General features: G+C 66.5%; 12 protein-coding genes. 6 read left to right on the forward strand and 6 right to left on the reverse strand.

The genetic code is table 11. The features are described 5' to 3' along the window. Nucleotides 1-136 precede the first annotated feature (136 nt). On the forward strand, nt 137-1,972 hold the full coding sequence (locus ACZ48C_RS04745; protein WP_454635164.1) for an ABCB family ABC transporter ATP-binding protein/permease: 1,836 nt from the start codon (nt 137-139) through the stop codon (nt 1,970-1,972). Here the strand turns inward: ACZ48C_RS04745 and ACZ48C_RS04750 are convergent, their stop codons facing one another. Then, a complete protein-coding gene (locus ACZ48C_RS04750; protein ID WP_464782355.1) occupies nt 1,973-2,383 on the reverse strand; it encodes a VOC family protein in 411 nt (136 codons plus the stop codon). It lies immediately after the preceding gene. Between the two features lie 332 nt (nt 2,384-2,715). Here ACZ48C_RS04750 and ACZ48C_RS04755 point away from each other — a divergent pair, with 332 nt between their 5' ends. The 5 genes from ACZ48C_RS04755 to ACZ48C_RS04775 all read left to right on the forward strand — a co-directional run bounded on the left by ACZ48C_RS04755 (nt 2,716) and on the right by ACZ48C_RS04775 (nt 7,680). Beyond that, nucleotides 2,716-3,432, forward strand: a complete 717-nt coding sequence (locus ACZ48C_RS04755) for a phosphatidylserine decarboxylase (RefSeq protein ID WP_424549362.1) — start codon at nt 2,716-2,718, stop codon at nt 3,430-3,432. A gap of 76 nt (nt 3,433-3,508) precedes the next feature. Next, nucleotides 3,509-4,360: a CDP-diacylglycerol--serine O-phosphatidyltransferase gene (gene pssA, locus ACZ48C_RS04760; protein WP_119259131.1), complete on the forward strand. Its 852-nt coding sequence runs from the start codon at nt 3,509-3,511 to the stop codon at nt 4,358-4,360. A gap of 149 nt (nt 4,361-4,509) precedes the next feature. After that, a complete protein-coding gene (locus tag ACZ48C_RS04765) occupies nt 4,510-4,965 on the forward strand; it encodes a MarR family winged helix-turn-helix transcriptional regulator (RefSeq protein ID WP_119259132.1) in 456 nt (151 codons plus the stop codon). 95 nt (nt 4,966-5,060) lie between these two features. After that, nucleotides 5,061-6,635 carry an MFS transporter gene (locus tag ACZ48C_RS04770; protein ID WP_464782775.1) on the forward strand — a complete coding sequence of 525 codons (1,575 nt, stop codon included), beginning with the start codon at nt 5,061-5,063 and terminating at the stop codon, nt 6,633-6,635. A gap of 7 nt (nt 6,636-6,642) precedes the next feature. Continuing rightward, nucleotides 6,643-7,680, forward strand: a complete 1,038-nt coding sequence (locus tag ACZ48C_RS04775) for an HlyD family secretion protein (RefSeq protein ID WP_119259133.1) — start codon at nt 6,643-6,645, stop codon at nt 7,678-7,680. Between the two features lie 210 nt (nt 7,681-7,890). On the opposite strand, the gene ACZ48C_RS04780 is transcribed toward ACZ48C_RS04775, so the two are convergent. The 5 genes from ACZ48C_RS04780 to alr form a co-directional block, all read right to left on the reverse strand. Next, nucleotides 7,891-8,631 (reverse strand): SDR family NAD(P)-dependent oxidoreductase, encoded by a 741-nt coding sequence (locus ACZ48C_RS04780; RefSeq protein WP_464782356.1) that lies wholly within the window; start codon nt 8,629-8,631, stop codon nt 7,891-7,893. Nucleotides 8,632-8,642: 11 nt separating this feature from the next. Then, nucleotides 8,643-10,136 carry an amidophosphoribosyltransferase gene (purF, locus tag ACZ48C_RS04785; RefSeq protein WP_119259135.1) on the reverse strand — a complete coding sequence of 498 codons (1,494 nt, stop codon included), beginning with the start codon at nt 10,134-10,136 and terminating at the stop codon, nt 8,643-8,645. Between the two features lie 196 nt (nt 10,137-10,332). Further along, on the reverse strand, nt 10,333-10,944 hold the full coding sequence (locus ACZ48C_RS04790; RefSeq protein ID WP_119259136.1) for a CvpA family protein: 612 nt from the start codon (nt 10,942-10,944) through the stop codon (nt 10,333-10,335). Between the two features lie 191 nt (nt 10,945-11,135). Next, entirely contained in the window at nt 11,136-12,539 is a 1,404-nt protein-coding gene (gene radA, locus ACZ48C_RS04795) for a DNA repair protein RadA (protein WP_464782357.1), read from the reverse strand. 67 nt (nt 12,540-12,606) lie between these two features. Further along, nucleotides 12,607-13,770, reverse strand: a complete 1,164-nt coding sequence (alr, locus tag ACZ48C_RS04800) for an alanine racemase (RefSeq protein ID WP_464782358.1) — start codon at nt 13,768-13,770, stop codon at nt 12,607-12,609. Nucleotides 13,771-13,869 lie beyond the last annotated feature (99 nt).

A 13,869-nucleotide genomic window follows, 5' to 3' on the forward strand; every position in this document is an offset into this window, starting at 1 on the left:
GGCTGAAAGGCGTCGAACGACGCTTTTCACGGGCAGCAAGACGAGAGCGGGCGGTTGGCGTCCGGCGGAGGCCAGCGTGGCGACGACGACGAAAAAGACGGTTTCGGCCGACCACAGCAATCTCCTCCAGACGCTGATGAACCTCTGGCCCTATATGTGGCCCTCCGATCGGCCGGACCTGAAGATGCGCGTGGTCTGGGCATCGGTCTTCCTGCTCGCCTCCAAGATCGTGCTGCTGCTCGTTCCCTATTTCTTCAAATGGGCGACGGATGCACTGAACAACAAGCCCGACGCCGTCGGCCTGCTGCCCGCCTTCCTGCTCGGCGCCGTCATGCTGGTGCTCGCCTATAACGGCGCGCGCATCGTGCAGGCCGGCCTCAACCAGCTTCGTGACGCGCTCTTTGCCAGCGTCGGGCAATATGCCGTGCGCCAGCTCGCCTACCGCACCTTCGTGCACCTGCATCGCCTGTCGCTGCGCTTCCATCTGGAGCGGCGCACCGGCGGCCTGTCGCGCGTCATCGAGCGCGGCACCAAGGGTATCGAGACGATCGTGCGCTTCACGATCCTCAACAGCGTGCCGACCTTCATCGAGTTCCTTTTGACCGCCGCCGTCTTCTGGCGCGGTTATGGCCTGCAATACCTGCTCGTCACCGCCGTCACGGTCTGTCTCTATATCTGGTTCACCGTCCGGGCGAGCGACTGGCGCATTTCCATCCGCCGCGCGATGAACGACAGCGACACGGAGGCCAACACCAAGGCCATCGATTCGCTCCTCAACTTCGAGACGGTGAAGTATTTCGGCAACGAGGAGATGGAGGCCCGCCGCTTCGACCAGTCCATGGAGCGCTACGAGAAATCCGCCACCCAGGTCTGGACCTCGCTCGGCTGGCTCAACTTCGGCCAGGCGCTGATCTTCGGCGTCGGCATGGCGGTGATGATGGCGATGTCCGCGCTTGCCGTGCAGCGCGGCGAGCAGACGGTCGGCGACTTCGTCTTCATCAATGCCATGCTGATCCAGCTGGCCATCCCGCTCAATTTCATCGGCTTCGTCTACCGCGAGATCCGCCAGGGCCTCACCGATATCGAGCAGATGTTCGATCTGCTGGAAGTCGAAGAAGAGGTGCAGGACAGGCCGGGCGCGACGGCGCTTGCCGTCACGGACGGCGCGATCTCCTTCAGGGACGTGCATTTCGCCTACGATCCAGCGCGGCCGATCCTCAAGGGCATCTCCTTCGACGTGCCGGCCGGCAAGACCGTCGCCGTCGTCGGCCCCTCCGGCGCGGGCAAGTCGACGCTCTCGCGCCTGCTCTATCGTTTCTACGACGTGCAGGAGGGGGCGATCACCATCGACGGGCAGGATGTGCGGGATGTCACGCAGAAGAGCCTGCGCAAGGTCATCGGCATGGTGCCGCAGGACACCGTGCTCTTCAACGACACCATCGCCTACAATATCCGCTACGGCCGCCCCGAAGCCTCCGACGAGGAGGTCACGGCCGCCGCCGAAGCCGCGCAGATCGGCCCCTTCATCCGCCACTTGCCGGGCGGCTTCAAGGCGATGGTCGGCGAGCGCGGCCTGAAGCTTTCCGGCGGCGAGAAGCAGCGCGTCGCCATCGCCCGCACGATCCTGAAGAGCCCGCCGATCCTCATCCTCGACGAGGCGACCTCGGCGCTCGACACCCGCACCGAGCAGGAAATCCAGGCGGCGCTCGATGTGGTCTCGAAGAACCGCACCACGCTGGTCATCGCCCACCGCCTCTCCACCGTCATCTCGGCCGACGAGATCATCGTGCTCAAGGACGGCGCGATCGCCGAACGCGGCACGCATGGCGAGCTGATGCAGCGCGACGACGGCCTCTACGCCTCTATGTGGAACCGCCAGCGCGAGGCCGTGCAGGCCGAGGAGCGACTGAAGCAGGTGCGCGAGAGCGACGATCTCGGCATCGTCACGCGCGGCGTGCCGGCGGCGGAGTGATCAGTCGCCGGGGGCTGCAAAGAGGATCAGGTTGCCGTCCGGATCGCGGACGATGACGTTCCTCGCGCCCCACGGCTGCGTCGTCAGCGTCAGGTGGAAGGGCACGCCCTTCGCCTGATAGTCGAGGAAGAGCCGCTCGATGGCCGTCGCGCTGTCGAGCGTGATCGACGCCGACAGCAGTTCCTCGCGCTCCCGCACGTCTCCGGCAAAGACCGGCTCCTCCACGAGCCGCAGGCAGAGCCGTGCCCGGTCCCGCTGCACGACGCCGTAAAAGGGCGGGGCGCCATAGGTGAAGTCCACGGCAAAGCCGAGCTTCTGCGTGTAGAAGGCGAGGGCGGCGGGAAAGTCGGTCACATACAGGACCGGTTCCGCGCCGCTGAGAAGGGGCTGTTTCTCCGTCTCTGCGCTCATGGCTTTGCCTCCCGCAATGATGATGAGTGTCCACTTCCGTCAGCTGCTCTGTCAATGCGGGATACCCCCCTCTGCCCTGCCGGGCATCTCCCCCACAAGGGGGGAGATCGGCAAGAGGCGAGCACTTTGCTCAAATTGCAACGCTGATGGTGGCTTGAAACGGTGCCCCATCCAATCTCCCCCCTTGTGGGGGAGATGCCCGGCAGGGCAGAGGGGGGTATCCCGCCCGGTTTCCCATCGAAACCACATACGCCAGGCCCCGCGTCCGGGGTCTATCCACTGCGCCGCATTGCCCCGGCGGGCTTTTCACGCTAGGTCGATGGCGTGAAATTATCAGGAGACGTCGGAAGATGAGTTTGGTCGATACGATACGCAGCACCCTGGTGCCGATTCATCGGGAGGGCTGGAAGTTCGTGGCGGCCTTCTTCGTCGTGTCGCTGCTTCTCGGTCTCCTCTGGGAGCCGCTGATGTGGATCGGCTTCATCCTGACGGCCTGGTGCGCCTATTTCTTCCGCGATCCCGAGCGCATGACGCCGCAGGACGACGACCTCGTCATCTCGCCGGCAGACGGCCGCGTTTCGGCCATCGCCATGGTGACGCCGCCGGCCGAGCTGGAGCTCGGCGATCAGCCGATGATGCGTATCTCGGTCTTCATGAACGTCTTCAACTGCCATGTGAACCGCGCGCCGATGCGCGGCCGCGTCTCGCGCGTCGCCTATCGCGCCGGCAAGTTCCTCAATGCCGACCTCGACAAGGCGAGCCAGGAGAACGAGCGCAACGGTCTCGTCATCGAAAGCGCCCATGGGCGGATCGGCGTCGTGCAGATCGCCGGCCTCGTCGCCCGCCGCATCCTCTGCTGGACCGCAATGAATGACAGCCTGGAGGCCGGCGAGCGCTTCGGCCTCATCCGCTTCGGCTCGCGGCTCGACGTCTTCCTGCCGGCCGGCGCCGAGCCGCGCGTCAGCGTCGGCCAGACGGCGATCGCCGGGGAGACGGTGCTTGCCGAATTCGGCTCGGCCAAAGGCCCGGTCATCAGCCGTCGCGGCTGAATGATTGACCATTCGTCGCAGCGGCTTATCTAGACTGGAACGGCCGCTGCCAAGGACACGAACAAAGCGATAAGCGATGGACACTCCGTTTCCGCCCTATGAGCCCAATGGCCCGAATGACGAGGCCAGGGGTCCGCGCCTGCGTGAAATCCCGCTGCGCATCATCATTCCGAATGTCATCACGGTTCTCGCCATCTGTGCGGGCCTCACCGGTATCCGGCTCGCCTTCGAGAACCGTTACGAACTCGCCGTCGGCATGGTGCTGCTCGCCGCCTTTCTCGACGGCATCGACGGCCGCGTCGCGCGCCTGCTGAAGGCGACGTCCAAGTTCGGCGGGCAGATGGATTCGCTCGCCGACATCGTCAATTTCGGCGTGGCGCCCGCCCTGGTGCTCTATGTCTTCATTCTCGATCAGGCGCGCTCCTTCGGCTGGATCGCCGCGCTGATCTACGCCATCGCCGCGGGCCTTCGCCTCGCGCGCTTCAATGTCATGGCGGAGCGCGAGACCAAGGCGAAGTGGCAGTCGGAATATTTCGTCGGCGTGCCGGCGCCCGCCGGCGCCATGCTCGTGCTGCTGCCCGTCTATCTTGGTTTCCTCGGCATCGCGCCGAGCCCGCTCTTCGCCTTCCTCGCCTCCGGCTATACGGTGCTGATCGGCTTCCTGCTGGTCAGCCGCCTGCCGGTCTGGTCCGGCAAGTCCGAGGGCAGCCGCATCCGCCGCGATCTCGTCCTGCCGGCGATCCTGCTCGTCGTCATCTATGTCGCGACGCTGATGAGCTTCACCTGGGAGACCATGGTTGTGACGGTCGTCGCCTATCTCGCGACCCTGCCGTTCGGCGCGCGCTCCTGGCAGCGCAAGTACGGCGGCTGGACGACGCCTTCGACCCATGGCGCAAGCGAATTCCCCGAGGAGGCCGACGGCCCCTGAGCCGGCTTCCGCCATCACATCCGCGTGAATCCCTTGAAGCCCTGTCCACACCCCGTGGGCAGGGCTTGATTTTTGCCAGGCGGTCGGGTAGATAGCTATCAAATAGATAGTGAGCTAATAATATTGAGACTAGCAATGAGACTGGCAAGATGAGCACGACCGATCCGCGCGAACGCCTCCTCGACGATCTCTCCCGCGTCCAGCGCAAGATGCGCGCGCTGTTCGACGCCCGCGTGAAGGAGAGGGGGCTGACGCTGCCGCGCGCCCGCGCGCTGCTCATCCTCGGCCGCGGCGTGCAGCTCAACCAGCGGGAACTTGCCGACGAACTCGATATCGAGACGCCGACCCTCGTTCGCCTGCTCGACGGCATGGAAAAGCAGGGCTTCATCGAGCGGCAGGCCGTCGAAGGCGACCGCCGCGCCAAGCAGATCGCCATGACGCCCTACGGCGCCCAGGTGGCGGAGGAGGTGCTGGACCTTGCCAGATCGCTGCGCGCCGACGTGCTGAAGAGCATCCCGGCCGGCGACATGTCCACCACGGTCAAGGTCTTCGCCACTATGGCCGAGAACATCGCAAAGAGCTGTCGGGAGAGCGTCGACGCATGAGCACCGCGCCCGACAACGGGGATCGCGGCGCGGAGGGCGAGCCACCGGAGCCGGTGGAGGCGCCGCCGGCCGCCCCGCCGCCAGCTCCCCCGCCGATGCCGCCCGCGCGCGCCGCCGCCTACATGGCCGCCTCGACGCTGCTGGCCCTCACGCAGGGCTTCGGCATGAACCTCGTGGCCGCCAATATCCCCCAGCTTCAGGGCCCGTTCGGCGCCACCAGCGCCGAGGCGGTCTGGCTGATGGCGGCCTATATGGCGCCCAACGCCTCGCTGTCGATCGCCCTCATCAAGATCCGCAACCAGTACGGCCTGCGCCATTTCGCCGAGCTCGGCATCGCCGTCTTCCTCGTCGTCGCGGCGCTGCACATCTTCATCACCGATCTGCGTTCGGCGATCGTGCTGCGCTTCTTCGCCGGCATCGCCGCCGCGCCGCTTTCCTCGCTCGGCTTCCTCTATATGCTGGAGGCCTTTCCGCCGGCCCGCAAGCTGACGGTCGGCATTTCGCTGGCGCTCACCAATATCAGCCTTGCCCCGCCGCTGACCCGCTTCATCTCGCCGACACTGATCGACCTCGGCGGCGTGCGGGCGCTGCTCCAGCTCGAACTGGCGCTCGCCATGCTCGCCTTCGCGGCGATCTACCTCCTGCCGCTGACGCCGATCCCGCGCGCCAAGGTCATCGAGAAGCGTGACATCGTCAGCTACATCTTCATCGCCATCGGCTTCGGCTCGGGCGCCGTCGTGCTCGTCACCGGACGGATCTATTGGTGGCTGGAGGCGCGGTGGCTCGGCGAGCTGCTGGTGGTCATGATCGCCGCGCTCACCATCGCCGCCGTGCTGGAGCTGAACCGAGAGAAGCCGCTGATCGACCTGCGCTGGCTCGCCAGCCGCGAGGTGCTGCATGTCGGCGCGGTGCTGGTGCTGTTCCGGCTGATGCTGGCCGAGCAGACCGCCGTCGCCAGCAATTTCTTCCAGATCATCGGCCTGCAGAACGACCAGCTGACCGGCCTCTACGGCATCGTGGCGCTCGCCACCGTCGCGGGCGGGCTTGCCTGCGCGGCGATTCTCAAGCCCGGGCGGGAGCCCGGCATCCACATGGCCGCGCTGCTCTTCATCGGCATCGGCGCCTTTCTCGACAGCCATGCGACGAACCTCACGCGGCCCGGGCAGATGTATCTGAGCCAGTCGATGATCGCGGTCGGCGGCAGCCTCTTCATGCCGCCGGCCATCGCCGCCGGCTTCACCATGGCGCTGCGCAAGGGCCCGCAATACATCCTGAGCTTCATCGTCGTCTTCCTGGTGACGCAAAGCCTCGGAGGGCTGGCCGGCTCGGCGCTGTTCGGCTCCTTCATCACGCTGCGCGAGAAGTTCCATTCCAACATGCTCGCCCAGTCGATGACGCTCGCCGACCCGCTGGTCGCAAACCGCGTCTCGCAGCTTTCCGCCGCCTATGGCCGTATCATCACCGACCCCGCCGTGCTCAAGGCGGAGGGCGTCGCGCTGCTCGGCCAGCAGGTGACGCGCGAGGCCAACGTGCTGGCCCACAACGACGCATTCCTCATCATCGCGCTTCTGGCGGTCGGCGCCGCCGTCGCGCTCGTCATTCACTGGCTTTACATCCGCATCAAGGAGGCCGCCGCCCGCCCCGAAGGGCAGGCGGCCGTTGAAGGTTGACCCCGCAATGAAGACATATATCCGCAACACGGCGACCGGCGTCGCCATCCTCCTCGGCATCGCCGGCATCGGCGCCGTTCTCTACGCCTGGCAATTGCCGCCCTTCTCCAGCGATGTCCAGACGACCGACAATGCCTATGTGCGCGGCTACGTCACGCTGATCAGTCCGCAGCTCGCCGGCTATGTCACCGACGTCACGGTCAAGGACTACGAGCCCGTGAAGGCCGGCGCCGTGCTCGCCCGCCTCGACGACCGCATCTACCGCCAGAAGGTGGCGCAGGCCGAGGCGACGCTCGCCAGCCAGAAGGCGGCGCTCGCCAATTCCGAGCAGCAGGAAAACGCCGCCAAGGCGCGCATCGGCGCCAGCGATGCGGCGCTCGCCAGCGCCAGCGCCGCAAAGCGCCGCGCGCAGGAGAACTGGAACCGCATCGAGGAACTGTCCGACAAGGGCATCGCCACCCAGAGCGACCGCGAGCAGAGCCGCACCCAGTTCGATCAGGCCGAGGCCGCCGTCGTGCAGGCCGAAGCCAATCTCGAAGTCACCCGGCAGGACCTCCAGACGATCATCGTCGGCCGCGATTCGCTGCGCGCCGCGGTGGCGGGCGCGGAGGCTTCGGTCGAGCTTGCCAAGATCGACCTTTCCAACACCGTCATCACTGCGCCGCGCGACGGCGCCGTCGGCGAGGTGGGCGTGAAGCTCGGCCAATATGTCGCCGCCGGCACGCAGCTCATGGCCGTCGTGCCGCAGGACACCTGGGTCATCGCCAATTTCAAGGAAACCCAGCTTGCCTATATCAAGCCCGGCCAGAAGGTGAAGGTCAGCGTCGACGCGCTGAAGCACGCCACCCTGACCGGCCATGTCGAGCGCTTCTCGCCGGCCGCCGGCTCGGAATTCAGCGTCATCAAGCCGGACAACGCCACCGGCAACTTCACCAAGATCGCCCAGCGCATCCCCGTCCGCATCGCCATCGACGAGGGGCAGGACCTTGCGAAATATCTCGCGCCGGGGCTTTCGGTGGAGGTGACGACGGTGGTCGGGGAATAGAGAATAGGGAGTAGGGAGTAGGGAGTAGGGAACTGCCCCTCATCCGCCTGCCGGCACCTTCTCCCCGCAAGCGGGGCGAAGACTTATGCCGATCCGGCTTCCAGCAATTCGCAACCGTGTGGATGGCAGAACCGTGCCACGACAATCCTTCTCCCCGCTTGCGGGGAGAAGGTGCCGGCAGGCGGATGAGGGGCTATGCCCGTGCCCGAACTATTCCGGCAGCCGGTAATCCAGCAAACGCCCCTTGCGCATCTCGAAGAGCTTGCCGGTCTCCGTGAAATCCGGCGAGACCAGCGAAAGGATAGCCTTCGCCACCTCGGAAGGGTGCTGCACCGTCGACGGGTCCTCGCCCGGCACGGCCTGCGCGCGCATGGCGGTGCGGGTGGCGCCGGGGTCGAGCGAGGTGATGCGCAGGGCCGTGCGCTGCGTCTCGCCGGCCCAGGTGCGGGCAAGGGCTTCCACGGCGGCCTTGGAGGCGGAGTAGGGGCCCCAGAAGGGCTTGCACTTGTGCGCGGCGCTGGAAGAGAGGATGACGGCGCGGCCGGCGTCCGACTTCAGCAGCAGCGGCTCGAGCGAGCGGATGAGGCGCCAGGTCGCGGTGACGTTGATGGTCATCACCTTCTCGAAGACCTTCGCCTCGACATGGCCGATGGGCGAGATCGTGCCGAGCACGCCGGCATTGGCGACGAGGATGTCGAGCTTGCCCCAGCGTTCGAAGATCGAGCCGCCGAGCTTGTCGATGGCCGCCATGTCGGCAAGGTCGAAGGGCACCAGCGTCGCGCTGCCGCCGGCCTGCTTGATCGCGTCGTCCAGCTCTTCCAGCCCCCCAACGGTGCGGGCGCAGGCGATGACATGCGCGCCCGCCTTCGCCAGTTCGAGGGCGGTGAAATAGCCGATGCCGCGCGAGGCGCCGGTGACCAGCGCGAGGCGGCCCTTCAGGTCGATGCTCATGATGTCTTCAATTATCCGTTGCTTGCCAGAACCGAGACCTTCCGTCCCATCGTCTCGCCTTCCTTGTCAAGGAGGCGCGTCGGATAGTCGCCGGTGAAGTAATGGTCGGTGAACTGCGGCCGGGCCGGGTTGCGGTCCTCGCCGCCGACGGCGCGGTAGAGGCCGTCGATGGAGATGAACTCCAGCGAATCCGCACCGATATACTCCGCCATCGCCTTGACGTCCGTGTACTGGTTGGCGAGCAGCTTGTCGCGATCCGGCGTGTCGATGCCGTAGAAGTCCGGATAGAAGATCATCGGGCTGGCGACGCGGATATGCACTTCCTTTGCGCCGGCATCGCGGATCATCTGCACGATCTTCAGCGACGTCGTGCCGCGCACGATCGAATCGTCGACGAGGATGACGCGCTTGCCGGCGATCATCGCGCGGTTGGCCGAATGCTTCAGCTTCACGCCGAAGGCGCGGATCTGCTGCGTCGGCTCGATGAAGGTGCGCCCGACATAATGGTTGCGGATGATGCCGTATTCGAACGGGATGCCGCTCTCCTGCGCATAGCCGAGTGCCGCTGGCGTGCCGCCGTCCGGCACCGGCACGACGACGTCGCCCTCGACCGGGTGCTCCTTGGCGAGGTTGATGCCCATGTTCTTGCGCGCCACATAGACGCTGCGGCCGCCGACGACGGAATCGGGGCGGGCGAAATAGACATATTCGAAGAGGCAGAGGCGTTCCGGCTGGGCATTGCCCGACTTCTTCGCCTCGATGCTGATCGAGCCATCCGGCTGGATTTCGCAGACGACGATCTCGCCGTTCTCCACGTCGCGGATGTATTTCGCGCCGATGATGTCGAGCGCGCAGGTCTCGGAGGCGAAGATCGGCTTACCATCGAGCTCGCCCATGACGAGCGGGCGGATGCCCGTGGGGTCGCGTGCGGCGATCAGCTTGGTGCGGGTGATGCCGAGCATCGAATAACCGCCTTCCATCTGGCGGATGGCGTCGATGAAGCGGTCGGTGGTGTTGGTGTAGCGCGAGCGGGCGATGAGGTGCAGCACGACTTCCGTGTCGGAGGTCGACTGACAGATCGCGCCGCCGGCAATCAGCTGCCGGCGCAGCGTCAGGCCGTTGGTGAAGTTGCCGTTATGGGCGACGGCGATGCCGCCGACTTCCAGCTCCGCGAAGAGCGGCTGCACGTTGCGCAGCGCCACTTCCCCGGTGGTGGAATAGCGCGTGTGGCCGACGGCGATGTTGCCGGGGAGCTTGGCCAGCGTCACCGGGTTCGTATAGTGGTCGCCTACGAGACCCATGTGCTTTTCGGTGTGGAACTGCTTGCCGTCGAAGGAGACGATGCCCGCCGCTTCCTGGCCGCGATGCTGGAGCGCGTGCAGGCCCAGCGCCGTCAGCGTGGCCGCCTCGGGATGGCCGAGAATGCCGAAGACGCCGCATTCCTCATGAAGCGTATCGCCGTCGAGATCGTCGTCGTGGCGGCCGGGGAACTCAAAATCGCTCATTGCTGCAAGCCTTTGCTCGGGACCGTAGGAGGTTGCGCTGGTACTCGGTGGTTCATCGCCCCGGCGAGGCCCATATGGGTATCGCCGAAAGCATTTGCCACCGAGGCCCGGAAGCGTCAGTGGCGATTGTCTATCCTACCAAAAAATCGGGGAGCCTGCCTTCATCAATTCTCGCGAGCGGCGGCTCCCCTGGTGTTTATCCGTTCGTGGCGGGCGTGTCTTCGGCGGGTGCCGGGCTGGTGCCGCCGCCCGTTGTGCCGTCCGGCTCTTCCGCGCCGCCTTCGCCCTCGGTCTTCTTGCCGCGCAGGCGGTCGAGGATCGTCGCGTCGGCGTCTTCCGGCAGCAGCGCCACGAGGCGCGAGCCGAGATTGTCGAGCAGCGGCTTCGACTTGGCGGTGGTGACCCAGACCGGCTGCTGCTGCGGCGCGACCAGCCAGTTGAAGAACAGCATGGCGACGACGACGAGCAGGATGCCGCGGGCCGCGCCGAACAGGAAGCCGAGCGTGCGGTCCAGCGCACCGATACGGCTGTCGATGATGAAGTCGGCGATGCGCATGGTGATGAAGGAGATCACGATGAGCGCGACGAGGAAGACGGCGCCGGCCGAGCCCGCCAGCGCGACCGTGTCGCTCGTCGTGTAGTTCTTCGCATAGGGAACCAGCACCGGATAGAGGAAGTAGGCGGCCGCGGCGGCGCCCACCCAGCTTGCGACGGAGAGCACTTCGCGCGAGAAGCCGCGCACCATCGCCAGAACGGCGGAGAACAGGGCAACGCCGATGACGATACCGTCGAGAATTGTGATGGGCATGTTCGTCCTACTCCAAACCCGAAATGTCGCCGGGCCCCATGCCCCCATGCGGGGCCAACTTATATGCCCCATGCGGGGCTAGCTTACATGTCCCCGTGCGGGGCTAACTTAGCGGAAGGCGCCGTCGCCGTCCCGGTTCGACACACATGAAGCCATGTTTCCCACAGGGCTTTCTCTTTCGCCGGAGGGCGTCAGACGTCCTCGTCTTCCCGCTTGAGGGCGTTCTTCGATCCGGCAATGCGCGCCACCAGATCCGGCAGGCTTTCGATCTCGCTCCAGCGGCCACCGGCCCCCTTGGGCAGCTCGGCGGAACCGGCGGGCAGCACGGCCTGCGAAAAACCCAGCTTTTCGGCTTCTTTAAGGCGCTGGGCGGTGTGCGCAACCGGACGAATGGCGCCCGACAGGCTGACTTCGCCGAAATAGACGCAATCGGCGGGAAGGGCAAGTCCGGCGAGCGAGGAAACCAGCGCGGAGGCTACCGCGAGGTCCGCCGCTGGCTCCGAGATGCGGTAGCCGCCGGCGACGTTGAGATAGACGTCGTGCTGGCCGAGCCTGACGCCGCAATGGGCCTCCAGCACCGCGAGGATCATCGAGAGCCGCGCCGAATCCCAGCCGACGACGGCCCGGCGCGGCGTGCCGAGCGAGGTGGGCGCGACCAGCGCCTGCACCTCGACCAGCACCGGTCGCGTGCCCTCCATGCCGGCGAAGACGGCCGCGCCCGGCGATTTGGCATTGCGCTCGCCGAGGAAGAGTTCGGACGGGTTGGAGACTTCGCGCAGTCCCCGGTCGGACATTTCGAAGACGCCGATCTCGTCGGTCGGGCCGAAGCGGTTCTTCACCGTGCGCAGGATGCGGTAGTGGTGGCCGCGGTCGCCCTCGAAATAGAGCACGGCGTCGACCATGTGCTCGACGACGCGGGGACCGGCGATCTGGCCTTCCTTGGTGACATGGCCGACCAGCACCATGGCCGCGCCCGTCTGCTTGGCGAAGCGGATCATCGCCTGCACGCCGGTCCTGACCTGCGTCACCGTGCCGGGCGCGGCCTCGGCCGTGTCGCTCCACAGCGTCTGGATCGAATCGATGATGACGAGGTCCGGCCGCTTGCCCTCGCCGACGGTGGCGAGGATGTCCTCTACATTGGTCTCGGCGGCGAGCAGCACGTCCGTCTCGTGCGCGTGCAGGCGCTGGGCGCGAAGGCGCACCTGCGCGACGGCCTCTTCCCCGGAGACATAGATGATGCGGTGTCCCTGCCGCGAGAGGGCGGCGGCGGACTGCATCAGCAGCGTCGACTTGCCGATGCCGGGATCGCCGCCGATCAGCACCGCCGAGCCGCGCACGAAGCCGCCGCCGGTCGCCCGGTCGAGTTCCGCGATGCCGGTGTGGATGCGCGGCGCCTCCTCCGTCTCGCCGGAAAGCGTGGTGAGCGCGACGGGGCGGCCCTTCTTCGGCACCTTGCCGGGGCCGGCGCCGATGCCGCCCATCGGGTCTTCCTCGACCACGGTGTTCCATTCGCCGCAGCCCTCGCATTTCCCGACCCAGCGGGAATGCGCGGTGCCGCAGTTCTGGCAGACGAATTGGGTGCGGGCTTTCGCCATCGGATCTCGCTTCTGATGCTGACGTTGGAATCGCCAGCAAGCCCATAGCACAAAACAGGAACGTGTCCTATTTTTTCACCGTCTCATAGCGTCGTTCGTAGCGGTTGCCGAGGCTGGTGAGGAGCTCGTAGTCGACGGTGCCGGCGGCGCGCGCGACGTCCTGGATCGGCATGGCGCGGCCGAAGAGCTCGATGAAGTCGCCGGCCCGCACGCTGCCGGGCGGCAGGTCGGTGACGTCGAAATGGGTGAGGTCCATGGTGACGCGGCCGATCAGCGGCACGGTACGCCCGTGCAGCACGCCGTTCGCTCCGGCAATGCCGGCCGCGCGCAGCGGAACGCCGGCACCGAGCGTGCGCATGTAGCCGTCCGCATAGCCGATGGCGGCGATGGCGATGCGGCTGTCGCGGGCAAGCGGTGTCGCGCCGTAGCTGACGCTCTCCCCGGCCTTCGCCTCGCGCACCTGGAGGATGCGCGCCTCGGCGGTGACGACCGGTTTCATCGGGTTGTCGACGCCGTTGACGGCGCTGCCGCCATAGAGCGCGATGCCGGGCCGGGTGAGGGTGAAGTGATAGTCCTCGCCGAGAAAAATGCCCGCCGAATTGGCAAGGCTGGCGTCGATGTCGTCGAAGGCCGCGACGACGCTGCGGAACCTTTGCAGCTGCTGGCGGTTGAGCGGATGGGCTGGCTCGTCGGCGCAGGCAAGGTGGCTCAGCAGCATGATCGGCGCGAAACTCGCCGGTCGCGCGGCGTCGCCCGCCAGCGCCAGCGCGTCCTCGACCCGAAGGCCGAGCCGGTTCATGCCGGTATCGACATGCAGCACGCAGGGATGGTCGCACCCTTCGGAAACCGCCGCCATGAAGACGACGAGCTGTTCTTCCGAGACGATGACGGGCACGAGGTCGAATTCGAAGAAGAGGCGTTCCGAGCCGGCCCACATGCCGGAGAGGACGTAGATGCGGACATCCGGCAGGATGGCGCGCAGCGTCGCGCCCTCCGCCGGAGTGGCGACGAAGAAGTCGCGGGCGCCGGCGTGATGGAAGGTCCGGCCGGCATGCTCCAGCCCGATGCCGTAGCCGTCGGCCTTCAGCACGGCCGCCGTGCGCGCCGCGCCGGAGCGCCGCGCCATGGCGCGCCAGTTATCGGCGAGCGCCGAAAGGTCGATCGTCAGGCGGGCATGATCCTCACCGGCGACGGGCAGGGTGGAACGCGCGTGGGAATGGTGTGGGCTCATGGTTCTGAATACAGCCTGTTGACCATGGCGGCAATATGCCGGAGCGCGCCATTGCCGGTGCAAAAGGCGCTCTTTATGGTGCGCCACCAAAAGGGGAAA

The organism is Shinella sp. 1A1, from assembly GCF_055379515.1.